The following is a 23,354-nucleotide window of genomic DNA, read 5'->3' on the forward strand; positions in this document are numbered from 1 at the left end:
AGTGTAGCTTTTTAGACACGCCGAATTCATCAAGTTGTCACTTTTCGCAGGTATCGTGCCGCTTGTCATTGGATCTCTTACCGATTCAAGGCTGTAAAACACCTGTAATTCTGTTTTTGCCGTGCTTGAAAATAATTGGTAAAAACTTAACATTCATTTTTGGAAACTAGATAATGAAAAAATCCTTCCTTGCACTTGCTCTGATGAGTGCTTTCTCCGGTGCAGCGTTTGCTCAATCTTCCGTAACTATCTACGGTATTGTTGACGCTGGCTTCCAAAGTCTGGATAACGGCACAGTTGCTGGCCGTTTCAACAAACTCCAGAGTGGTCAGGAAAACGGTTCCCGTCTGGGCTTCAAAGGTACTGAAGACCTCGGTGGCGGCCTGAAAGCCAACTTCGTTCTGGAAATGGGTCTGAACGTTGATGATGGTAGCTCTGCACAAGGCCGTACATTTGGCCGTCGTTCCACAGTTGGTCTGTCTGGCGATTTCGGTACAGTAGATCTGGGCCGTGACAAGACTCCAACTTTCAAATTCTTCGACAACTACGATCCGTTTGCATCTGGTTACATCAACAGCGGCAATGGTCTGTCCAATCTGTACTTCATCGGCGGTACAGCAACTGTTGCTGGCGCTAACGCCAATTCCGGTGGCCGTGCAAGCAATGCAATCTACTACTACACACCAGGTAACCTGAATGGTTTCTCTGCTGTTGGTCAATATGGTTTCGGCGAAGCCGCTGGCGACAATTCTGCTGGCCGTTCCCTGGGTCTGAACCTGCGTTACGCAGCTAACGGTCTGGATATCGGTTACTCTTTCGTCAAAGACAATGGTCAAGCTTTGGCTGGCGGCCCTATCAATGCACGTAAAGGTAACACTCTGGCTGCTTCCTATGACTTCGGCATAGCGAAACCAGTTGTGATCTATCAAAAAGTGAGCGATGACGCTGCATTGGCCGTAGATCAAAAAATCTACACAGTTGGTGTAACAGTTCCTTTTGATGCAACAAACAAAGTACTGGCTACTTACTCCAATATCAAAGATTCGACACGTCTGTCTGCTGCTACTACAGCAACAGTTGGCGATGCCAAGCAGTTCGCTATCGGTTATCAGTACACATTCTCCAAGCGTACTGACCTGTATGCTGCTTTCGCAAGCACATCCCAAGATGCCAATTCCCAAAAAGTGGGCGCAGCAGTTAAAGGCGCTGACGTAAAAGAATTGACATTCGGTGTACGTCACCAGTTCTAATATCTTTGTCAGTCGGGTTGCGACCTGACTGGCAGTGATACGAAAAGAGGCGCTGTCTTTCGGGACAGCGCCTCTTTTTTTCTGCATGGCGAGCTTGCTGGCAGGTGCCGCTTTGCTGCATTGAAACAGACCTCTGGCCGATATTTCTGCCAGTCCATGCCGGGTTTGTTACAATGTCCATATACTTAGTTGAACAGGGCTGTATCATGAAAACAACATCGAACATTATTGCTGGCTCGCTGACCAGTCTGGTTGCCTTATTGGTGAGTGTGGCTGCGATGGCACAAACGCCATCCAAAGTAGATCCAGTACCACCTAAACTGGAAAAACTCGAAGAGATCAGTAACGAGCCAGGCGTGACAGTCGCCAAGCCTGAGCCAAAAAACAAGGTAGTTGAAAAACGCAGTAGCGGTGGCAAAGTGACTGAAGCCCAGGTCAAGGCTGGCAAAAGCAACTATACCGTGAAAGCCAATCCTGAATACGGCAATGCACCCAAGGGAACTGTACAGGGTGATTCGAATCGTGCTGCGCAGTGGACCATACTGGAATTTGGTGGCAAGAAAGAAGCCAAGGAAGGCAACCCGCCAGATGTGCTGGCACCAGCCCCGGCCAAGCAGGCTCCGGCCAGTTCGGCAGTAAGCAAATAAAATTTTATCCGTCCTTCATTTTTAAATAACATGGCAGTTTTTACACCGGTAAGTCTGGAAGATCTTGGCCCCTGGATGAAACAATACCCGCTTGGCAAAGCGCTGGGCATCAAGGGCATTGCTTCAGGAATTGAAAACAGTAATTTCTTCATCAATACTGAAGCAGGTGAGTTTGTCCTGACGATTTTTGAAAATCTGAATTTCGAACAACTGCCGTTTTATTTGAAATTGATGCGTCACCTGGCTGACCATGGCGTACTGGTGCCAGCACCGATTGCCAATGATCAGGGTGAGCTGGTGGTGGCACTGCATGGCAAGCCGGCAGCGATCGTCAGCAAGCTGGAAGGCCGCTCGCAGATGGAGCCGCAGGCAGAACACTGTGCAGAAGTCGGCAGCATGCTGGCCCGCATGCATCTGGCAGGGCAGGATTTCAGCATACAGCAGCCCAATTTGCGTTCGCTGGACTGGTGGCACGAAACCACACCCAAGGTCTTGCCTTTTCTGTCGGATGAATTGCAGCACCTGTTGCGTGCCGAAGTGCATTTCCAGGATGCCTTTGACAGCACCCCCATTTACCGTGCCTTGCCACGTGGCCCGGTTCATGCCGACCTGTTTCGTAATAATGTGATGTTTGATGGCGACCGCCTGACCGGCTTCTTTGATTTTTATTTTGCCGGTTGCGATACCTGGATATTTGACGTGGCAGTGACGGTCAATGACTGGTGTATCGATGTCCCTACCGGCGTGCTGGATGAAAAGCGTGTGCAAGCGCTGTTGAACGCCTATCATGCAGTACGGCCATTCACACAGGAAGAAGGCATTGCCTGGCAGCCTATGTTGCGCGCAGCCGCACTGCGTTTCTGGCTGTCACGCCTGTATGACTTTTACCAGCCGCGGGATGCAGAAATGCTGACACCGCATGATCCTGGTCATTTTGAACGCATACTTCGTTTGAGAGAATCCGGTAGCGTGTCACTTTTGCCGTTTCAATGATGAGCGCAGTTGACGCCACGTCCGGATGGGGATGGGTGAAACGAGGTTTCACGCTGTTTGGCAAGCAGCCAGCCGAAATGCTGACGCTGTTTTTTGCCTATATGTTTTTAAGCCTGGTGATAGGTTTCATTCCCTTTGCCGGCCGCTTTCTGCCCTTGATGCTGGTGCCGGTATTTGGCATGGGCTTCATGCAGGCTTGTCTTCAAATCGAAGATGACAAGCGGGTGTATCCCAATTTGCTGCTGACGGGATTCCGTTCTGAAAGCTTCTTGCGCCTGTTGAGCCTGGGTGTGTTGTATGTGCTGGCGGTCATGCTGGCAATAGGTCTGTCCAGCCTGGCGGATGACGGCGTATTCATGAATTTCATTTTTGCACTGACGCCGGTTGATCCTGAAACCCTGCCCAAGGGCAAGTTGTTCCTGGGTATGCTGGTGTCTGGTGTGGTGTATCTTCCCGCCATGATGGCGTTCTGGTTCGCTGCACCCCTGATTATGTGGGGCAAAATGTCGGTCGGCAAAGCCGTGTTCTACAGCTTCTTTGCGGTCAAGCGCGCCACTTTGGCATTTGCTGTGTATGGCCTGGCGTGGATGTTGATCGGTGTCTTTGGCCCAACCTTGCTGGGCATGATCACGGCCGCAGTGGTGGGCCAGGTTGCCATAGGCTTTCTGGTGATGGTGCCGGTGTCGCTGGTGCTGACGGTGGTGATGTATTGTTCATTTTATCCGACCTACACAACTATTTTCGGCAGGCCGGATGAACAGAAGCCAGAAACGACGCAAAACCCGGAAGATCAATCAGCCGACTGATGCTCTGAGGGCAGATCGAGGTCTTCGATGATTTCGTAGCTATGCGTCATTTCTGCCGTTTTTTCCAGCATGATGGATGCTGAACAGTATTTTTCATGTGACAGCTTGATGGCGCGCTCCACCAGACTGGGTTTCAACTGACGGCCACGTACGACGAAGTGAAAATTGATTTTAGTGAAGACCTTGGGTTCGGTGTCAGCGCGTTCTGCCGTCAGCTTGACCTCGCAGCCACGGATGTCCTGCTTGCTTTTACGCAATATCAATACAACATCATAGGCGCTGCAGCCACCGGTACCCAACAACACCATTTCCATCGGCCTTGGTGCCAGGTTACGGCCACCACCATCAGGTGCGCCATCCATCAACACGGCATGGCCTGAGCCGGTTTCTGCCAGAAAAGACATGCCGGACAAGCCTGTCCAGCGTACGGTTGCTTCCATTTTTCCTCCTTGAAATTACACTTGTTACAGATTGTAGCCTAACGAGCAAAATTGTGACTTTGTGCGTCAAAACCGTAAATTACCTTGCACTGCACAATTTCTTGTCCTATTATTGACTCATCGGTTAGTTAATGTGTTTTTGCTCTTAACTACCAAGCAATTGTCTCCTCCACCTACTCCTTTGGTGGATTCAACCCGAAGTCTATCTTCGGGTTTTTTTTCGTCTTTTTACAAAGCCGACTGCACAAAAATTAAACAATCCTTGCACTAAGTCTTTGAAAATACTATAATTTCCGACTCCCTGATCGCCCAAGGGAGAAGTGATAAGGACGAGTCTGCCGAAATTAATGGCAGAACCACCAAAAACACAGAATATTTTAGGGCGTTTTTAACTTTTATTAGGATTCAACATGAAAACCTTTTCCGCTAAGGGCCATGAGGTTCAGCGCGACTGGTTCGTGATTGACGCGACAGATAAAGTACTCGGACGTGTTGCCAGCGAAGTGGCACTCCGTTTACGCGGCAAACATAAACCAGAATTTACACCACACGTAGACACAGGCGATTTTATCGTTGTTGTTAACGCAGGCAAACTGCGCGTGACTGGTACTAAAGCTCTGAACAAAACATACTACCGTCACACTGGTTATCCAGGCGGTATCTATGAAACAAATTTCCAGAAAATGCAAGAGCGTTTTCCAGGTCGTGCACTCGAGAAAGCTGTTAAAGGCATGCTGCCTAAAGGCCCACTCGGCTATGCAATGATCAAGAAGCTGAAAGTCTATGCAGATGCAACACATCCGCACGCAGCTCAGCAACCACAAGTACTCGACATCTAAGGATTAGCCATGATCGGTAATTACAACTACGGAACTGGCCGTCGCAAGAGCGCAGTTGCTCGCGTATTCCTGAAATCCGGCAGCGGCAAGATCGTTGTCAACGGCAAACCAGCAAACGAGTATTTTTCTCGTGAAACTGGCCTGATGGTCATCCGTCAACCTCTGGAACTGACTAATAATCTCGAAACATTCGACATTATGGTTAACGTTCACGGCGGCGGCGAATCCGGCCAATCCGGTGCTGTTCGTCACGGTATCACTCGTGCCCTGATCGACTACGATGCAACTTTGAAATCTGAATTGTCCAAAGCTGGCTTCGTTACTCGTGATGCTCGCGAAGTTGAACGTAAAAAAGTCGGTCTGCGCAAAGCACGTCGCGCAAAGCAGTTCTCCAAGCGTTAATTTTTTCTCGCTGGAACGAAAAAGCCGCCTGGATGGGCGGCTTTTTTGCTTTGGACGACATTGTTTCATTATGCTGCGCGACTACTCATGTCAGACATGTAACGAGTTTTATCCCGCGCGTGAGCTTCAAGTCTTCTGCTGTTAGAATAGCGTCAAAATTGCTTGCAAGGAAAATATCATGATCAAAATAGGCATTGTTGGTGGTACAGGTTATACCGGTGTGGAATTGCTGCGGATACTGGCATCGCATCCACAGGCGCAGATTACGGCTATTACATCCCGCAAGGAAGATGGCTTGCCGGTGTCCGAGATGTATCCGTCCCTGCGTGGCCGCGTGGACATCGCTTTTTCTTCTCCGGACAAAGCCAATCTGAAAGAATGCGACGTCGTGTTTTTTGCGACCCCGCATGGCGTTGCCATGGCACAGGCACCAGAGTTGCTGGCGGCTGGCGTGAAGGTGATTGATCTGGCGGCAGATTTTCGCATGAAGAATGTCGCAGAATTTGAGAAATGGTATGGCATCCCGCATACCTGCACCAATGTGCTGGAAGAAGCCGTTTATGGTTTGCCGGAATTGAATCGTGCAGCCATCAAGTCGGCGAAAGTGATAGGCAATCCGGGCTGCTATCCAACCACCATGCAACTGGGCTTTTACCCGCTGCTGAAGGCGGGCATTGTTGATGCCGGTAATCTGATTGCCGATTGCAAATCGGGTGTGTCCGGCGCTGGCAGGAAAGCTGAAATGGGCCTGCTGTTCTCTGAAACCAGTGATAGTTTCAAAGCCTATAGCGTATCCGGTCATCGCCATACGCCAGAGACGGTGGAACAGTTGCAGCGTCTGAGCAAAGACAAGGTGGGTTTGCTGTTCACGCCACATCTGGTACCGATGATACGCGGCATGCATTCAACCCTGTATGCACGCCTGAATGCAGAGATCAGCAATGAGCAATTGCAAGCCCTGTTTGAAGATGCCTACAAGGATGAAGCATTTGTCGATGTGATGCCATTTGGCACGCACCCGGAAACCCGTTCTACCCGTGCATCGAATATGCTGCGCCTGGCCTTGCACAGGCCAGACAATGGCAATACCGTGATTGTGCTGGTGGTACAGGACAATCTGGTGAAGGGTGCGTCAGGCCAGGCAGTTCAGTGTATGAACCTGATGTTCGGGCTGGAAGAAACTACCGGGCTGATGCATGTGCCCGTCATGCCTTAATCCTGGGTCATGACGAAATCACGTTACGCTCAGCGGCGCTATCTGGCGCCGAAAATGACCATTACCCATGAAAAACCCTGGTCCATCAAGTTGGCCATGGCCGGGGTAGTGATAGGCATTGCTGCCGTGGTGGCATGGTGGACGTATGATCTGGGCAAGAGTTTTGCGTTTGGTAGCAAGGTCAGTGCGGAGCAAGTCGAAGAGCTGAACAAAAAGCTGGAGGAATTGACAGCCGAACGCGATAAGTTGTCGCTGTCTGCCAATACCATAGAAAGCAAGGTCAACATCGACAAGTCCACGCAGAAGGAATTGACCGATCAGGTCAAGGCGCTGACTGCTGAAAACCTGAAGCTCAAGGATGACCTGGCTTTTTTTGAAAGCCTGACCCCGTCCGCAGTGGGCGCGGAAGGTATTTCGCTGCAAAATTTCAAGGTGGAAATGTTAAGCCCCGGCCAGCTGCGCTACCGCGCCCTGGTCATGCAAGGGGGTAAAACCGGACGGGATTTCGCTGGGGAAATGCAATTTAGCCTGAACTTGGTACAAGCGGGTAAACCTGCTACGATGCTGTTTCCCGATCCTAAATCGGGCGATGCCGGTAAGTTAAAGTTATCATTCCGGCATTATCAGCGACTGGAGGGAACAATTTCCCTGCCAGAGGGAGCATCGGTCAAAGGTGTGCAGGCCAAGGTATTAGCAAATGGCCAGATCCGGGCTCAGCAAACGGTCAATTTATAAACCACGCAAAGAAACTGCTGCAATTGCTAAAATAGCACTTTTCATACGCTGCGGGTTCTGGCTCTAATTCCTGTAGAGGAAGCAAGAATGTTTAATCGAAAAAGCAAAAGCACCATAGACAGCCTGATAGGCGCAACGACTGTCATCGAAGGCGACCTGATGTTCAAGGGCGGCTTGCGTATTGACGGCCATATACGTGGTAACGTCTTTGCTGACCTGGAATCATCCAGCATGCTGGTCATTTCTGAGCAGGCAACGATAGATGGCGAAGTGCGTGCCGCGCATATTGTTGTCAATGGTGTCATCAATGGACCGGTTTTCTCGTCAGAATTGCTGGAATTGCAACCAAAAGCGCAAATTTCTGGCGATGTCCACTATAAAACCCTGGAAATGCTGAGCGGTGCCGTGGTTTCTGGCAAGCTTTCGCATGATCTGGCCCAGGAGCCTGTTCTGAAACTTGCAGCGAGCAATGCATAGTTTTGATTGCGGGTCTATAATGATGGTAACCAGTTTGAAGGAGTAATTTATGAACGCTGTTGCCGAAATGCCCGCACCCATTGTTTTCACTGAAAGCGCCGCTGCCAAGGTAGCACAGCTGATTGAAGAAGAGGGTAACCCTGACCTGAAATTGCGCGTGTTTGTGCAAGGTGGTGGTTGCTCCGGTTTTCAGTATGGTTTCACTTTTGATGAAATCACCAATGAAGATGATACAACCATGACCAAGAATGGGGTCCATCTGTTGATTGACTCCATGAGCTACCAGTATCTGGTGGGCGCAGAAATCGATTACAAAGACGACCTCGAAGGTGCGCAATTTGTGATCAAGAACCCGAATGCAACCACAACTTGTGGCTGTGGTTCTTCATTCTCTGCCTGATTTGCCTTAGTTTTTGGCAAGCATGGAAAAGGACGCTGCGGCGTCCTTTTTTATTTTCTGCTGACAAGTAGCGCTGCAGAAGCGCTTTGCGCACGCTGCACCTGCCGTACTTGCCCTTGCTGCAAAGTACAATGAAAAGTATTTGCGGCAATTTTCCTGAACAATTCATCACAAGACCAGCAAAGCTGATTACACTCATCTGTAACTCATCGCATCCCCATTGATGCAGTGAGTTCTCATAAACAGGAGTCAGTATGGAGGCAGCCACACTTGCCATATCTTCACGTCAGCAAGCACTGGTGCAGGCTTTGCGCCGGCAATTGCCCGCACATTGCATTTTGTATGATGAAGAAGATACCCGCCCCTATGAATGTGATGGTCTGGCAGCCTATCGTCAACTGCCCATGGTAGTGACACTGCCAGAGAATGAAAGCCAGGTCATCAGCATCATCAACATCTGCCGGGAAATGCAGATTGCCATCGTGCCGCGCGGCGCAGGCACGGGCCTGTCAGGCGGTGCCATGCCGATTGCTGATGGGCTGGTGTTATCTACCGCGAAGCTGAACCGCATTCTCAAGGTGGACGCCTATGCGCGAACTGCCGTGGTACAGCCGGGCGTGCGCAACCTGGCGATTTCTGAAGCGGTTGCCAGACACGGTTTGTATTATGCGCCCGACCCTTCGTCACAGATTGCCTGCACCATAGGCGGCAACGTGGCAGAAAATTCCGGTGGTGTACATTGCCTGAAATACGGTCTGACGGTACACAATGTGATGGCAGTGCGTGCCATCACCATGGAAGGGGACATCATTGAACTCGGCGGTGGCGCACTGGATGCCCCCGGGCTGGATTTGCTGGCGGTGTTCATCGGTTCTGAAGGCATGCTGGGCATCGTCACCGAAGTGACGGTCAGGCTGGTACCCAAGCCGCAGACGGCACGTGTCATCATGGCTTCGTTTGATGATGTCGTCAAAGGCGGCAATGCAGTTGCCAGCGTGATCGCTGCCGGCATTATCCCCGCCGGACTGGAAATGATGGACAAGACCTCATCACGCATGGTCGAACCTTTTGTGCGTGCCGGTTACGACACCGAAGCCGAGGCGATTCTGCTATGCGAATCAGACGGTACCATAGAAGAAGTGGAAGAAGAAATAGGCCGCATGAGTACCGTGCTGGAACAGGCGGGAGCAACCGCACTGGCAGTTTCCACCAGCGAAGCCGAGCGTCTGCGTTTCTGGTCTGGCCGCAAGAATGCCTTTCCCGCAGCGGGCCGGATTTCGCCTGATTATTACTGTATGGACGGCACCATTCCGCGCAAGCATCTGGCACGTGTCCTGATCGGTATCAGCGAAATGGAAAAGAAATATGGCCTGCGTTGCGCCAATGTTTTTCATGCCGGTGATGGCAACCTGCATCCCCTGATTTTATTTGATGCCAATAAGGAAGGTGAATTTCATCAGGCGGAACTGTTTGGTGCCGAGATACTGGAACTGTGCGTAACGGTGGGCGGTACCATCACTGGTGAACACGGGGTCGGCATAGAAAAAATCAATTCCATGTGCGTGCAGTTTTCCAGTGAAGAAATCACCGCCTTTCTGGCATTGAAGCGGGCTTTTGATCCTGCTGCTTTATTGAACCCGGACAAAGCCATTCCTACCCTGCACCGGTGTGCGGAATATGGTCGCATGCATGTGAAAAAAGGGGCAGTGAGGTTCCCCGATTTACCACGCTTTTAGCGCTTGTTTCAAGGTCAAAAATTTATTCGGAATATGGCATGCAAAGCATCGTAGAAAATTTTCGTGAGCGCATACTTGCCGCAAGCAATAGCCAGACTGCATTGCAAATCCAGGGTGGTGGCAGCAAGCGCTGGTATGGGCAGGAGTTGAAGGGCGAATTGCTGGAAACCTCGGCCTATCAGGGCATTCTGGCCTATGACCCGACTGAACTGGTGTTGACGGCACGCAGCGGTACCCGCTTGCAGGACATTGAAGCTGCACTGGCAGAACATAATCAGATGCTGGCGTTCGAGCCACCGCATTGGGGAACCGCTGCCACCATCGGTGGGGTGGTCGCCGCAGGCTTGTCCGGCCCGCGGCGGCCCGCAGCAGGTGCGGTACGCGATTTCGTCCTGGGTGCCAGTCTGATGGATGGCAAGGGTGACGTGCTGGAGTTCGGTGGGCAGGTCATGAAGAATGTCGCTGGTTACGATGTTTCGCGTTTGCTGACCGGTTCCATGGGCTGCCTGGGTTTGCTGCTCGATATTTCGGTCAAGGTATTGCCGCGCCCCTTTGCTGAAACCACGCTGGTGTTTGCCTTGTCTGAAGCGGATGCCATTACGCGCCTGAACCAATGGGCGGGTCAGGCACTGCCGATTTCAGGCAGTTGCTGGCATGTGGGGCGCCTGATGTTGCGCTTGTCCGGGGCGGAGGCTGCGGTACGCGCTGCCAAAGTCCGTCTGGGTGGAGAAGAGATGCAGGACGCTGCCGAATTCTGGATCAGCCTGCGTGAACAGACGCATGACTTTTTCTCGCAGGATGAAGAACAGGGTTTGTGGCGTCTGTCCTTGCCATCGACAGCCACGCCTTTACGTTTGAGCGGCAAGTCCATGATCGAATGGGGTGGGGCGCAGCGCTGGTTATACAGCAATGAAAAACCGGAACTGATACGCCTGAATGCGCTGGCTGCGGGCGGGCATGCCTGCCTGTTCCGTGGTGGTGATAAGAGCCTGGGCGTATTTGCCCCCTTGTCTGCCCCACTGGAAAAAATTCACCAGCGCCTGAAGACGGTATTTGATCCCGCCGGGATATTCAATCCAGGTCGTATGTACAAAGGATTTTGAACGATTATGCAAACCAATCTCGCTGATTTCATCAAAGATACCCGCGAAGGCAAGGAAGCCGAAGACATTTTGCGTAAATGCGTGCATTGCGGATTCTGTACTGCTACCTGTCCCACCTATCAACTGCTGGGTGATGAACTGGATGGACCGCGGGGCCGCATTTACCTGATCAAGCAGGTGCTGGAAGGCAAGCCCGCAACCGTCAAGACCCAGCAGCATCTGGACCGCTGCCTGACCTGTCGCAATTGCGAAACGACCTGTCCATCCGGGGTGCAGTATGGCCGCCTGGTGGATATTGGCCGTCAGGTGGTTGAACAGCAAGTCAGCCGTCCGCTAATGCAGCGTATCAGCCGTTCTGCCCTGAAGCAGTTATTGCCACGCAAATGGTTATTTGCACCCGCCATGAAAATGGGACAAAGCCTGCGCCCCCTGTTGCCACGCGTCCTGCAAAACAAGATACCCGCAGTGCAAGAAGCCGGAGTGTGGCCGCAGGCCGAACATGCGCGCAAGATGCTGCTGCTGGATGGTTGCGTGCAGCCATCCATGTCGCCCAACATCAATGCGGCGACGGCGCGTGTGCTGGATGCGCTGGGTGTGCAATTACAGCTTGCCCCCAAGGCTGGCTGTTGCGGCGCCATACGCCATCACCTGAATGCACAGGAAGATGGGCTGGACGACATGCGTCGCAATATTGATGCCTGGTGGCCTTACGTGGAAGCGGGCACCGAAGCCATTGTCATGACGGCATCTGGCTGTGGTGCAACCGTCAAGGAATATGGGCATTTGCTGGCACATGATGCCACCTATGCCGGCAAGGCGAAAAGGATATCCGCGTTGACGCTGGACCTGAGCGAGATATTGCCGACATTCCAGGATGAGCTGGTACGTCGTCTGCAAGGCAGGATCAGCAAGCGTATTGCCTGGCACCCACCCTGCACGCTGCAACATGGTCAGCAGATACGTGGCAAGGTAGAAGCTTTGCTGACAGCGCTGGGCATTGATGTGCAGTTTTGTGCAGACAGTCATTTATGCTGTGGTTCTGCCGGCACGTATTCGGTATTGCAGCCGAAATTGGCCTATCAGCTGCGTGACAATAAACTGGATAATTTGCAGGCGACAGCGCCTGAGATGATTTTGTCGGCCAATATAGGCTGCATCACCCATTTGCAGTCGGGGACAGAAACACCGGTGGCGCACTGGGTAGAATTGCTGGACCAGATGTTGACGCTTTCCCACATCGAACAGCCAGCGGTGGCAGCGGTCGCGGAGTAAGGCAGGGTATTGCCTTATCCGGTGCAGACTGCTGTCTGCACCGCAGGCATAAGGTATGAACGGCAGTTGACTGCCGACTGGTGTAATTGGTGCGACTGTCGCGACTGTTGATTACTCGGCGAGCAATTTTTCTATGTCGCTGATCAGGTCTTGTGGTGATGTTTGTGGTGCATAGCGCTTGAATACGCTGCCATCTTTTTTGACCAGGAACTTGGTGAAGTTCCATTTGATGGATTGGCTACCCAGCAAGCCCGGTGCCTGGGCTTTCAAATGCTGGAACAGCGGGTGCGCCTTGTCGCCATTCACATCAATCTTGTCAAACAGGGGGAAGGTGACGCCGTAATTCTTTTCACAGAATGCGCCGATCTCGTCAGCAGAGCCCGGTTCCTGGTGGCCGAACTGATTGCAGGGAAAACCCAGCACTTCCACACCCTTGTCCCGAAACTGTTGATAAATCGCTTCCAGACCCTTGTATTGCGGCGTAAAGCCGCAATTGCTGGCCGTATTGACGATCAGTACAACCTTGCCTGCATACTGTTTCAGATCAACTGGCTGACCCTGCAGGTTATTGGCATTGAATTCCAGCGCGCTCATACTATCCCCAGATGTTTGGTGCCTGCTGTCAGGTCACGGTCTTTGGCGTCCTTGCCTTGCAACATGATGGCCAGGCGCAGTTCATTGACAGAATCGGCATTGCGCAGGGCATCTTCATAGGTGATCTGGTCCGCTTCATGCAAATCAAACAGCGACTGATCGAAGGTCTGCATACCCAGTTCACGGGATTTTTTCATGATTTCCTTGATTTCATGCACCTGGCCTTTAAAGATCAGGTCAGACACCAGCGGTGTATTGAGCATGATTTCAACCGCAGCAGCGCGGCCCTTGCGTCCTTTCAGGGGGATCAGGCGCTGGGAAATAACTGCCTTCAGATTCAGTGACAGATCCATCAGCAACTGGGCACGCCGTTCTTCCGGGAAGAAGTTGATGATACGGTCCAGCGCCTGGTTGGAACTGTTGGCATGCAGTGTAGCCAGGCAAAGATGGCCGGTTTCTGCAAAGGCGACTGCAAAATCCATGGTTTCGCGGTCACGTATCTCACCGATCTGGATGACATCAGGTGCCTGACGCAGGGAATTTTTCAGCGCAGCACCCCAGTCCTGGGTATCAATGCCGACTTCACGCTGGGTGATGATGCAGTTCATATGTGGATGTACATATTCTATCGGGTCTTCGATAGTGATGATGTGGCCATAGCTATTTGCATTTCTATAGCCCAGCATGGCGGCCAGCGAAGTAGACTTACCGGAGCCGGTCGCACCCACCATGATGACCAGACCGCGTTTGGTCATGGCGATTTCTTTGAGATTGCCTGGCAGGCCCAGATCTTCCAGTTTGGGGATGGCAGTCGTAATCGTCCGCAATACCAGGCCGACACGGCCCTGCTGCATGAAGGCCGAGACACGGAACCGCCCCATGCCTGCCGGGCTGATCGCAAAATTACATTCCTTGCTTGCTTCAAACTCTGCCGACTGCTTGTCGTTCATGATGGAGCGCGCCAGATCGACTGTATGCGCCGGTGACAAAGGCTGGTTGGACACCGGGGTGACACGGCCATCTATCTTGAAGGCCGGCGGAAAGTCTGCCGTAATAAACAAGTCAGAGCCGTTTTTGCTCAGCATCAGCTTGAGCAGATCGTGCATGAATTTGGTAGCCTGATCGCGTTCCATGTGAATGCCGTCCTGTAATCGTTACTGTATTTGTTAATGTAATTATTAACCCGGGAAATTTTCCGGGAGTTTGGCTGCAAAGCGTGCAGCACCGACAGAGATCACATTTCTGCGCACCAGATCGGTCAGGTTTTGGTCCAGTGTCTGCATGCCGACATTGCTGCCGGTCTGGATGGCCGAATACATCTGCGCGACTTTGGCTTCCCGTATCAGGTTACGGATCGCCGGTGTGCCTATCATGATTTCATGCGCTGCCACACGACCGGAACCATCCTTGGTCTTTAGCAGGGTTTGCGAAATAACGGCCTGCAGGGATTCAGACAGCATCGAACGCACCATTTCTTTTTCTTCGGCCGGGAAAACGTCGACGATACGGTCGATGGTTTTTGCAGCAGAAGAGGTATGCAGTGTACCGAACACCAAGTGACCGGTTTCGGCGGCAGTCAAGGCCAGGCGTATGGTTTCCAGATCACGCAACTCACCCACCAGGATGGCGTCAGGATCTTCACGCAGTGCTGAACGCAGCGCGTTGTTGAAAGACATGGTGTGCGGGCCGACTTCACGCTGGTTGATCAGGCATTTCTTGGATTCATGCACGAATTCGATCGGATCTTCGACCGTCAGAATATGACCATACTCATTTTCATTGAGATGGTTGACCATGCCCGCCAGTGTCGTTGACTTACCAGAACCTGTTGGCCCTGTCACCAGCACCAGGCCGCGTGGTTTTAAGGCCAGGTCTGCAAAAATGCGTGGGGCATTCAACTGTTCCAGCGACAGGATCTTGGATGGAATGGTACGCATAACCGCTGCCGGGCCACGTTCCTGGTTAAATGCATTCACACGGAAACGTGCCAGACCGGGGATGGAGAAGGAAAAATCGCACTCCAGCGTTTCTTCATAGGCTTTGCGCTGTGAGTCGTTCATGATGTCATAAATCAATTCATGGACATCTTTATGTTCCAGCGGTGGCAGATTGATGCGCCTGACGTCGCCATGTACCCGTATCATGGGCGGCAAACCGGAAGATAAGTGTAAATCGGAGGCATTGTTCTTGACGGAGAACGCCAGCAGTTCTGAAATGTCCATTTATAATTCCGCTCGTGGTTATCGTTGTTGATTGCGTTATTGACTGATTTTAAAGCTTTAAAAACTGGTTTTAAGGGCGATGAAGCCAACTTTATCGCCATGGTAAGCTGTTTAAGGCAGAAATCCGCAACGAATTTGATTGATTATTGCTTCCCCGATTATGTCCTCAATTTCTGACAACTTGCAAGCCGTACTTGCGCATATCCATGCTTATGCACAGCAGAGCGGACGTGACCCCAGCCAGGTGGATTTACTGGCAGTTTCCAAAACTTTCGGTGCTGATGCCGTGCTGGAGGCTGTAGCAGCCGGGCAGCGTCGCTTTGGTGAGAATTATCTGCAGGAAGCCCTGGACAAGATACAGGCCGTGCAGGCCGCCAAGCTGGTATCGACAGCGGCATGGCCACTGGAATGGCATTTTATCGGCCCCATACAAAGCAACAAGACACGGCCAATTGCCGAACACTTTGCCTGGGTGCATTCGGTGGACCGGGAAAAAATCGCCCTGCGCCTTTCCGAACAAAGGCCTGATCATTTGCCCTCCCTGAATATTTGTCTGCAAGTCAATATTAGTGGCGAAGAAAGCAAGAGCGGTGTGTTGCCAGCAGAAGCGCTGGCCCTTGCGCAGCAGATCGCTGTCTTGCCGCGCCTCAGCTTACGCGGTTTGATGGCCGTGCCCGAAGCGAGTGACGATGAACAGCAGCAAAGACGGGCATTTCGCCAGTTGAAAGAATTAAGCCAGTCCATACAGGCCGCCGGGATAGCACTCGACACCCTGTCCATGGGCATGAGCAGCGATCTGCACGCCGCAATTGCAGAAGGCAGTACCATGGTGCGGGTAGGCACGGCAATCTTTGGAAACAGGAATTATGCAAAATAAACTGAAAATCGCCTTTATTGGTGGCGGCAATATGGCCAGTGCAATGATCGGTGGCCTGATCAGCGAATTAACCAGCGCCGAACATATCCATGTGGTGGATTTGAACCAGCAATCCCTGACCCGCATGGAAACCGAATTTGGTGTCAGCACGGCCATGGCAATCGATGACAGCCTGCACGGTGTCGATGCGATTATTCTGGCGGTCAAACCACAGAATCTGCGTGACGCGGTGGCAGAACTGGCCCCTTATCTGAAAAACCAGTTACTGATTTCAATTGCGGCAGGCATCCGTGCTGCGGATATGTCGCGCTGGCTGAATGGCTACGCCAGGATAGTACGCACCATGCCGAATACCCCGGCACTGATCAGCAAGGGGATAACGGGTTTATATGCCCTGCCAGAAGTAAGTGCGGCCGAAAAGCTGATAGCAGAACAGATCATGCAGGCCGTTGGCCTGACCACCTGGCTGGATGATGAAAGCCTGCTGGATGCCGTTACAGCCGTGTCTGGCAGCGGCCCAGCTTACGTGTTCTACTTTATTGAAGCCATGCAGCAGGCAGCCCAGGAACTGGGCCTTAGCCCCGATCAGGGCGTACAACTGGCGATTGCCACTTTCAATGGTGCATCCCAACTGGCATTGCATTCCAGTGAGCCAGTTGCTGTGCTGCGTGAAAGGGTGACATCAAAAGGCGGTACCACCTATGCCGCCCTGACGAGCATGGAAGCCGCCGGTGTCAAACCAGCCATCGTGGCAGCCATCAAGGCTGCAGCTGCCCGTGGCAAGGAACTGGGTGATGAATTTGGTCAGCAGGCCTAAATAGCACGTCAGGGAGTACATCAGGCAGCGTGGTGTTTTTCCATGATGTCAGTGTGTTGCGGGCCAACATCATGGAAAATCAGAAATGTTGCACCGCACAATCTGTTTTGCTACATTGCGAGCATGACAAAAATAAAAACAATAAGTTCTAAACTGGGATTAAGCGCCTTTGCCCTGGTTTTTGCTCTGGGGTTTGGCTTTGGCGGTGCTGAAGTAGGTGTCTTGCCTATGGCGAGAATGGTGACTGGCTGGTGGCGGGCCCAATCGCTGGTTGCCGTACCTGCCAGGATAGAAAAGCTGGAATTAAAGCGACACGACGGTGAAAGCACGACCTGGCAAGTGCAGGGCGAATTTGTCTACCAGTATCAGGGTAAGGAATTCCGCAGCCATCGCATCAATATCGGTGGCGACAGCATTGACAATATCGGCTCTTACCAGAAAGATCGTTATGCTGAATTGCAGCGCGCCCAGACTGGTGGCCAAAACATCAATCTGTGGGTAGATCCGCAACAACCCGAATTTGCAGTAGTGGATCGTCAGATTCGCCTGCAGCGTTTGCTGTTCCTGATTCCCTTTGCCTTCCTTTTTCCTGCGGTCGCGCTGGTGGCGTGCTGGTTTTTGTGGGTGATCTGGCGCAAGCCCGTCCTGGATGAAAACCGTGGCGACGACCTGGTATGGGTACAGGTCTTGAATCCCTCGCCACAGCGGGGACTACTCAAGCCCGAACCCAGCGGTGCTCTGGCTGCCGGACTGTTCGCAGTGGTGTGGAATATGCTGACCTTGCCTTTGGTGTTGCTGGCGCTATCTGATGGTGGCTTTGGTATGCGTTGGCTATTGCTGGTGTTTCCTCTTGCCGGGGTATTGATCACCTATTATGCCGTGCGCCAGGCTTACCTGAACTGGCTTGTAGGCAAGACTGCGTTGAGCACGGCGCAATTGCTGGCTGTTGGTATCTCTGAAGCCAGAGTCCGTTTGCATTTTTTCATACCTCTGGGACAACGCATGCGTACGCCATCAATGTCCTATGATGCACACATCAGTATTGAATGTCTGTATGAAGACAGCAGGGGTGAAGATACCGACACCCGGACCTTATGGTCAGAATCCTTGCCTGTCATTACAGTTGCACATGCTGCTTCTTGCCTGGATACCAGTGTAAACCTGCCTGACAACCTGCCTGCAAGCACAGCCTGGGATGGGGACAGTGGCAAGGCCAGGCAGAAAGTCATCTGGAAACTACGGATAAAGATATTGAACCACACACTGGAATTCAATCTGCCTGTGTCGCATGGTGTGGGCCAGGTGCCCAGTCCTTTGATGCTGGCAGAGATGATACGCGCACCGCAACGCCCCTGATGGTGCCGTAGCATGTTGTCATGGCACGTTCATCACAGTGCAGTCAGGCAGCGGCGTGGCGCAGGATACTTTGTATGCCCATTTCCATTTTCTGTCTTGCGGATGAATTGGCCGAATGGACACGCATTTCAGGTGGAATGAAGCCGCGTGTTATGACAGCTTCTTCCAGCCAGGTAATGACGTCGTAGCCAGTCCCGCGTTCATCATCGCCAAGATCATGATCAAGACTGATGATTTGGACCTGGCCTGTTTCCAGTAGATTTATGGCTTCTTTTGGCCAATACACTCTTATCCAGCCCTCGGGCGTTTGACGTTCGTCATCAAGAAAGACTTTCATCTGACATGCATTCCTTTTTATGTATGGACTCTACTTATTGAGTCGCTGTATTTGTCAGTTTTTCAAAATTCTTTTTGCTTTCTTCCAGACGGTGCTTTTGCATTTCTTCCTGCTGATGGGCGATTCTTTCGATTTTCTGGTTGTGGGCATTGAATCTTTCCAGGTCTTCGGCACTGTAAAACGTGATTTGGCCACCATCCACAATCCACTTTGTTCTGTCAGAGAGCAAGGTGACGATGTTTTCTACTTCCTGCACGATCTGTTTTTCCATCTGCCACTGTTCATTCAGTTGCTGGCTTGATTTAAGCATGCCACGTTCAAAACCGGCCAGGATATCTTTCTTGGTTTCTTCAGTGACATTCAATGCATTGATTTTCGCCTTGCCATCGTCGAACAGGCTTACAGTTTTCTTTTCGTATTTGTTGACGATATTTTTACCCTGCTCAATGATGTTTCTGCTTTCCAGCATGCTGACATCATTTTTCAGCCTGGCGGCATCCAACAATTTGTTCCAGCCTGCAGCATCCAGTTCGCGCAGGTAATCATTTCTTTGAGCGACGGCACTGTTCATGAAATCCTTCATGAAGCGTTCCATCTCGCCAAATTCGCCTGTGGCTTTGGTGGGCTCACCTGTACGTGTTTCTATGATGCCGGATGTACTGGCATTGCTGCCAGCTTTCGAGGTTTCCAAGGCATCACCCAGGCGCTTGAGTTCTTGCTGGGCTGAAGAAAACACCAGCGCAGCCTGGCGTTTTTGTTTGCCGATACCCAAATAACCACCGACGAGCAGCGACAAAAAAATGGCTACAAACACGATACCGAATAATTTACCGCCCCGGTTACGTAGCAGTAGGAAATGAAAAATCCCGCCAGAAAAGATGGCATAGGCAAAAAATTCTCCGCTCAGAAGTGCCATCTCACCACGACTGTGCAGGCCCTGGAAATAAGCAAAGATGGCGGCAAGCACGCAGACTGGCAGCAGCAAGAAAATCCACAAGACACTGTGGCTGGTGGTGTTTGTATCCTGATAGTCTTCGCTCATTCGGCTTACTCCGGAAGAGGATTAAAAATTACCTGGCGATATCCCGCATATCATGGCGCTGGATGGCGGCAGTGAAGGGTGGACAGTACCAGGTGGGCAGTCCAGGTGTGCAGCACAAGGTGATTAGTGTGACCTGAGTTTTGCTGAAACAGAATCACAACACAAGCAGACCATATCTGCAAGTCAGCTTGTGTTGCGATTCTGTTTCAGCATATTGCAGAACAGGGCACCCTGTTCAATCGCATCATCAAGTGCGACATGGGTATGCGGCATGGGATCGAACCAGTGTTTTGGCATATTCCGTTTGGTGCTGTCCCGGTAATCTGTTTTCAGCAACGCCATGGCAAAGCTCTTCATGTCCAGTGCAGAGTGACTAAACGGGCTTTCGCCGGCAAAACGTATCAAATACCAGTACACAAACAGAAAATCGAAGCCTGCCGGATAGGCAACGAATACCGGTTTTCCTGGCAAAGACTTAATCCAACTGACATAGCGCGGCATGGCCGTAGCCGGGTCTTCAATATCCTGACGGCAGGCTGCCCACGCTTGCGGCTGCGTTGCCCACCAGGCCGCTGTGCCGGGGTCGGCAGTTGCGCCTGGCAGGCAGGCCAGGTTGACGCTGAAGGTGGAGATCATTTGCTTGTCTGCGGTGTAGGCAGCCGACCCCAGACTGAGCATGGAATGTGGTCCGGGAATGGGGCCATCGGTTTCCACATCGGTACTGATATAAATTTCTGTCATGGCTTTTGTATTTTATCGGACAGGTTTTGCAGGTATTTGCTTATTCACTGGCAAGCCGGTTCAATTCTTGTCATAGTCGTCCAGGTCTTCAATGCGTCTTTCTGCATGGGTTTGCATACAGCCTATCTGCATCATGGTGCGTATGCTGCCACTGGCATGACGCTGGAAGACCGCATCGCAATCAGCCTCGCGAAATTTTACCCATGCCCTTTGCGCATTGATGAGTTTCTTTTTCATTTCAGAATACAGTTCTGTTTCCGTATCAGGCTGGTCCAGTGATTTCAAGGCTTTTTGATAGACACGATTTAATTTCGCTTCCACTTTTTTCGCCTCGACAGAGGCACATTCATTGAGATCCATGGTTGAAACGGCTTTTTTGCAGTCCAGTGCGTAAGACGGCGCGCCAGCGCACAAGAGTATGAAAAACAGGAAGAGAGGTTTCATCGGTTGCTTGCAGATGGGATTTGGATATGGCACATGATACGCTGCCTCGCAGCAAAATCGGAGCAGTCTGCATTAGAGCAGACGGTATTTCATTTGAACAGAATTTCCTGCTGATTCATGCTCAGGGAGACACCTGAGTGCTCAATTGGCTTTTTTCAAAGCGGGCATTTCCCAGATATTTGAGATAGCGGGCATTGCCGTTTGCGTCGCTCATCTGATAATACTCACCCACATGCAGTGTAGGTAATTCATCGTTCAGCGCCAGCATTTTTTCAGAAGTGACGTAGTGAACTGCGCCATTTTGCGCATCAAGGCGATACACCTTGCCATCTGTCGCCGTGATCAATTGATAGCGCGGACCGGACCAGCCGCCATCGCATGCAGACAGCATGATTGACATCATGAAGACCAACAAGATACGGGATTGTGTCATGTGTGCTCCTGATTGAAGTGGGGGCGGGCCACGCTGGTTCCTGTCTGTGAATGGAGTGAAATTGCCATTTTGAAAATATAAACCAATATTATTTATTTGGCAATTTGTTTTATGAATGATATGGCCTCTCTGCTTATTGCCAGCCGTCCTCTGTCAAAAAATGTCGTACAGGCATGTAATCTCTTTGCTTTCTTGTAAAGGGATTGTTAAACTTTAAAGAGAACATTTATAATTGTATCGAAACGTAACAGTGATTTGATCTGCAGCATCCGTTTATCCGAAACTTTTTTGAGCTGTCAGGGCTCATACTTACCAATAATTCTTATGGCAAATATCAGCATCAAACTCTCACAAAACGTCGTTACCACCAATTATCAGCAACTCATAAAATCACCGCCTACCAATGGCAGCCTGGGTACCCTGTTTGATGTATTTCCCAAGCTGGGTTATGCATGGTCTCAGTCGCATCAATACTATTCAAGCTTTGACTTTAGTGGTGGCAGGGTGCGTATGGGTTTTGCCGATGGTTCCAGCACCACTTATAACGGTGTGATCCTGGATAATCCGAATGCCACGCAAGGTACGGCTTCTGCCACCAGCCTGCAGTTGTATTCCTCTGGCGTTTTATCCATCGTTGAAAATGGCCGGTTTAACTTTAATTACGCCAATACAGTCGTCAATGGTGTCAATTCGGTTTCCATTCATTCGACCACTACGCAGGTATCCAATTTTTCCGTGTCGACGCTGACACCGACCAACAGCCCTTACTATGATCCGGTTGCCGGCAATGTGACGATAACGGTGCAGGGTTCCATCAGCGGCGATATCAACGGCAATAATACTGGCACCGTCAACAGAATAACGGCGGCGGCAGACAAGTTCATCGCATCTACCTCAGTAGATGGCAGTTTTAATCTGTCTTCCAATTCTCTGGCCGTGGGGCAGGGTTTGGCCAAGTCAACAGTGACTGGAACGATGACGGCCTCGGTCACGGAATACCGTGACGGCAGTTACAACCGCGTCACGGGTGTGTCAGCCTTTCTTTCTGCCAATCAGCAGATTGATGAAAAATTGCTGGCTGACGAATCCCTGTTCGGCGGTTCGGATGTGATCAGCGTCGATTTGCCGTCGGTCATCTATGCTGATTATCAGATCAATTCGGGTGCGGGCAGTGACCTGATTACCATCAGTGGCGGCGGCGGGCGTTTACACGTGAATGCAGGCAGCGGCAATGATGCCATCAATGTGGGTAGCGGCAATCATAATATCGATGGTGGTACTGGCCTGGATACCGTCATCATGGCAGGTCAGGCCAGCGCCTTCAATGTCAGCAAAACGGGTTCAGGCTACCAGGTGCGTGTTACGGCCAGTGGTGATGTAGACAGTCTGGTCAATGTCGAGCGCCTGCAATTTTCTGACAAGAGTATCGCCCTTGATATCACTGGTACTGCCGGTCAGGCGTATCGTATTTACCAGGCAGCCTTTGGTCGCAAACCTGATCTGGAAGGACTGGGTTACTGGATCAAGGACATGGATAAAGGTTCCAGCCTGACTACTGTTGCTGCCGGTTTTTTCCAATCGCCAGAATTCCAGAAACTGTACGGTGCCAACCCTTCAACCAACACACTGATCACCAATTTTTATCAGAATGTGTTGCATCGTGCACCGGATCAGGCAGGCTTTGATTATTGGAATAATCAGTTGAGCACAGGCAAAATTACTGCTGCCGGGGCCTTGGCCAGTTTCTGTGAAAGCACAGAAAATCAGGCGCAGGTCATAGGATCGATACAGAACGGGATAGATTTCAAACTGTGGGCTGGCTGATACCTGCTACAGTTCATCAGTTCTAATGACGGGCCGGAGCAGCATGTCTGCATGCTCTCCGGCTGGAAGATAATTTATCCCTGGTCACCATCCGCTTCAGGTGCGGCTGTCACCACGCAGCCTTAACCATTCATCGGCGACATCACCCATGGTCTTGTGGCGGGCATCACTTATCCACGCCATGAAGTCACGATCAAAACCGAAATCAGGTCCGCATTGCGTGACGAGAAAACGCCTGACGTTCTGGATGTTCTTGTAATCCTTGTCTATCACGGTCGCGCGCGATATGTCATTGCCATGCCAGTCTGTTTTCATGCGCATTGCCTTTTGAAATCTTGTTATTATCCTGCA

The 23,354-nt window shown here is 51.3% G+C and carries 27 protein-coding genes; 17 read left to right on the forward strand and 10 right to left on the reverse strand.

The annotated features are described in order from the left end of the window. Positions 1-173: 173 nt before the first annotated feature. The 4 genes from H8L32_RS10050 (at position 174) to H8L32_RS10065 (ending at position 3,696) form a co-directional block, all read left to right on the forward strand. Positions 174-1,250 carry a porin gene (locus H8L32_RS10050; RefSeq protein WP_186947051.1) on the forward strand — a complete coding sequence of 359 codons (1,077 nt, stop codon included), beginning with the start codon at positions 174-176 and terminating at the stop codon, positions 1,248-1,250. A gap of 206 nt (positions 1,251-1,456) precedes the next feature. After that, entirely contained in the window at positions 1,457-1,897 is a 441-nt protein-coding gene (locus H8L32_RS10055) for a hypothetical protein (RefSeq protein WP_186947052.1), read from the forward strand. Positions 1,898-1,927: 30 nt separating this feature from the next. Next, positions 1,928-2,890, forward strand: a complete 963-nt coding sequence (locus tag H8L32_RS10060; protein ID WP_186947053.1) for a homoserine kinase — start codon at positions 1,928-1,930, stop codon at positions 2,888-2,890. Beyond that, complete coding sequence (locus tag H8L32_RS10065) at positions 2,890-3,696, forward strand: BPSS1780 family membrane protein (protein WP_186947054.1); 807 nt, start codon at positions 2,890-2,892, stop codon at positions 3,694-3,696. Before H8L32_RS10060 ends, H8L32_RS10065 begins: the two co-directional genes overlap by 1 nt. Here the strand turns inward: H8L32_RS10065 and H8L32_RS10070 are convergent. Then, complete coding sequence (locus H8L32_RS10070; RefSeq protein ID WP_186947055.1) at positions 3,681-4,136, reverse strand: OsmC family protein; 456 nt, start codon at positions 4,134-4,136, stop codon at positions 3,681-3,683. The genes H8L32_RS10065 and H8L32_RS10070 overlap by 16 nt on opposite strands. 410 nt (positions 4,137-4,546) lie before the next feature. Between H8L32_RS10070 and rplM the strand changes: the two genes are divergently transcribed. From rplM to glcF, 9 genes are all read left to right on the forward strand, one after another. Next, positions 4,547-4,975, forward strand: a complete 429-nt coding sequence (rplM, locus tag H8L32_RS10075; protein ID WP_110255178.1) for a 50S ribosomal protein L13 — start codon at positions 4,547-4,549, stop codon at positions 4,973-4,975. Positions 4,976-4,984: 9 nt separating this feature from the next. Further along, positions 4,985-5,377, forward strand: a complete 393-nt coding sequence (gene rpsI / locus H8L32_RS10080; protein ID WP_162039944.1) for a 30S ribosomal protein S9 — start codon at positions 4,985-4,987, stop codon at positions 5,375-5,377. Positions 5,378-5,555: 178 nt separating this feature from the next. After that, positions 5,556-6,593, forward strand: a complete 1,038-nt coding sequence (argC, locus tag H8L32_RS10085; protein WP_186947056.1) for an N-acetyl-gamma-glutamyl-phosphate reductase — start codon at positions 5,556-5,558, stop codon at positions 6,591-6,593. A 54-nt stretch (positions 6,594-6,647) separates the two neighbouring features. Continuing rightward, positions 6,648-7,328, forward strand: coding sequence for a DUF6776 family protein (locus tag H8L32_RS10090; RefSeq protein WP_186947057.1), 681 nt, complete (start codon positions 6,648-6,650; stop codon positions 7,326-7,328). 87 nt (positions 7,329-7,415) lie between these two features. Next, positions 7,416-7,805 (forward strand): bactofilin family protein, encoded by a 390-nt coding sequence (locus tag H8L32_RS10095; RefSeq protein ID WP_186947058.1) that lies wholly within the window; start codon positions 7,416-7,418, stop codon positions 7,803-7,805. Positions 7,806-7,854: 49 nt separating this feature from the next. Continuing rightward, complete coding sequence (erpA, locus tag H8L32_RS10100; protein ID WP_110255173.1) at positions 7,855-8,205, forward strand: iron-sulfur cluster insertion protein ErpA; 351 nt, start codon at positions 7,855-7,857, stop codon at positions 8,203-8,205. 254 nt (positions 8,206-8,459) lie between these two features. After that, positions 8,460-9,941 (forward strand): FAD-linked oxidase C-terminal domain-containing protein, encoded by a 1,482-nt coding sequence (locus H8L32_RS10105; RefSeq protein WP_186947059.1) that lies wholly within the window; start codon positions 8,460-8,462, stop codon positions 9,939-9,941. A 38-nt stretch (positions 9,942-9,979) separates the two neighbouring features. After that, positions 9,980-11,044, forward strand: coding sequence for a glycolate oxidase subunit GlcE (gene glcE / locus H8L32_RS10110; RefSeq protein ID WP_186947060.1), 1,065 nt, complete (start codon positions 9,980-9,982; stop codon positions 11,042-11,044). A 6-nt stretch (positions 11,045-11,050) separates the two neighbouring features. Beyond that, positions 11,051-12,316 (forward strand): glycolate oxidase subunit GlcF, encoded by a 1,266-nt coding sequence (glcF, locus tag H8L32_RS10115; protein ID WP_186947061.1) that lies wholly within the window; start codon positions 11,051-11,053, stop codon positions 12,314-12,316. Between the two features lie 111 nt (positions 12,317-12,427). Here the strand turns inward: glcF and H8L32_RS10120 are convergent, their stop codons facing one another. From H8L32_RS10120 to H8L32_RS10130, 3 genes are read right to left on the reverse strand one after another with little or no spacing between them, the layout of a single operon-like run. Continuing rightward, positions 12,428-12,910 (reverse strand): glutathione peroxidase, encoded by a 483-nt coding sequence (locus H8L32_RS10120; protein WP_186947062.1) that lies wholly within the window; start codon positions 12,908-12,910, stop codon positions 12,428-12,430. Next, entirely contained in the window at positions 12,907-14,043 is a 1,137-nt protein-coding gene (locus tag H8L32_RS10125) for a PilT/PilU family type 4a pilus ATPase (protein ID WP_186947063.1), read from the reverse strand. The genes H8L32_RS10120 and H8L32_RS10125 overlap by 4 nt, the downstream gene beginning before the upstream one ends. 45 nt (positions 14,044-14,088) lie before the next feature. Next, a complete protein-coding gene (locus tag H8L32_RS10130) occupies positions 14,089-15,132 on the reverse strand; it encodes a type IV pilus twitching motility protein PilT (protein ID WP_186947064.1) in 1,044 nt (347 codons plus the stop codon). 160 nt (positions 15,133-15,292) lie between these two features. On the opposite strand from H8L32_RS10130, the gene H8L32_RS10135 reads away from it, so the two are divergent. From H8L32_RS10135 to H8L32_RS10145, 3 genes are all read left to right on the forward strand, one after another. Then, complete coding sequence (locus tag H8L32_RS10135) at positions 15,293-16,009, forward strand: YggS family pyridoxal phosphate-dependent enzyme (RefSeq protein ID WP_186947065.1); 717 nt, start codon at positions 15,293-15,295, stop codon at positions 16,007-16,009. Next, on the forward strand, positions 15,999-16,826 hold the full coding sequence (gene proC / locus H8L32_RS10140; RefSeq protein WP_186947066.1) for a pyrroline-5-carboxylate reductase: 828 nt from the start codon (positions 15,999-16,001) through the stop codon (positions 16,824-16,826). Before H8L32_RS10135 ends, proC begins: the two co-directional genes overlap by 11 nt. Positions 16,827-16,949: 123 nt before the next feature. Then, complete coding sequence (locus H8L32_RS10145; RefSeq protein WP_186947067.1) at positions 16,950-18,182, forward strand: DUF3592 domain-containing protein; 1,233 nt, start codon at positions 16,950-16,952, stop codon at positions 18,180-18,182. Positions 18,183-18,225: 43 nt separating this feature from the next. Here the strand turns inward: H8L32_RS10145 and H8L32_RS10150 are convergent, their stop codons facing one another. The 5 genes from H8L32_RS10150 to H8L32_RS10170 form a co-directional block, all read right to left on the reverse strand. Beyond that, positions 18,226-18,519: a cyclic-phosphate processing receiver domain-containing protein gene (locus tag H8L32_RS10150; RefSeq protein ID WP_186947068.1), complete on the reverse strand. Its 294-nt coding sequence runs from the start codon at positions 18,517-18,519 to the stop codon at positions 18,226-18,228. 34 nt (positions 18,520-18,553) lie between these two features. Then, positions 18,554-19,561: a hypothetical protein gene (locus H8L32_RS10155; protein WP_186947069.1), complete on the reverse strand. Its 1,008-nt coding sequence runs from the start codon at positions 19,559-19,561 to the stop codon at positions 18,554-18,556. 183 nt (positions 19,562-19,744) lie between these two features. Then, on the reverse strand, positions 19,745-20,302 hold the full coding sequence (locus H8L32_RS10160; RefSeq protein ID WP_186947070.1) for a 3'-5' exonuclease family protein: 558 nt from the start codon (positions 20,300-20,302) through the stop codon (positions 19,745-19,747). A 60-nt stretch (positions 20,303-20,362) separates the two neighbouring features. Then, positions 20,363-20,746, reverse strand: coding sequence for a lysozyme inhibitor LprI family protein (locus tag H8L32_RS10165; protein ID WP_186947071.1), 384 nt, complete (start codon positions 20,744-20,746; stop codon positions 20,363-20,365). A 121-nt stretch (positions 20,747-20,867) separates the two neighbouring features. Beyond that, a complete protein-coding gene (locus tag H8L32_RS10170; RefSeq protein ID WP_186947072.1) occupies positions 20,868-21,179 on the reverse strand; it encodes a hypothetical protein in 312 nt (103 codons plus the stop codon). A 324-nt stretch (positions 21,180-21,503) separates the two neighbouring features. Between H8L32_RS10170 and H8L32_RS10175 the strand changes: the two genes are divergently transcribed. Continuing rightward, complete coding sequence (locus H8L32_RS10175; protein WP_186947073.1) at positions 21,504-23,003, forward strand: DUF4214 domain-containing protein; 1,500 nt, start codon at positions 21,504-21,506, stop codon at positions 23,001-23,003. A 96-nt stretch (positions 23,004-23,099) separates the two neighbouring features. On the opposite strand, the gene H8L32_RS10180 is transcribed toward H8L32_RS10175, so the two are convergent. After that, complete coding sequence (locus tag H8L32_RS10180; RefSeq protein WP_186947074.1) at positions 23,100-23,318, reverse strand: DUF6434 domain-containing protein; 219 nt, start codon at positions 23,316-23,318, stop codon at positions 23,100-23,102. Positions 23,319-23,354 lie beyond the last annotated feature (36 nt).

The organism is Undibacterium hunanense (genome assembly GCF_014284335.1).
GTDB classification, from domain to species: Bacteria; Pseudomonadota; Gammaproteobacteria; order Burkholderiales; family Burkholderiaceae_D; genus Undibacterium; species Undibacterium hunanense.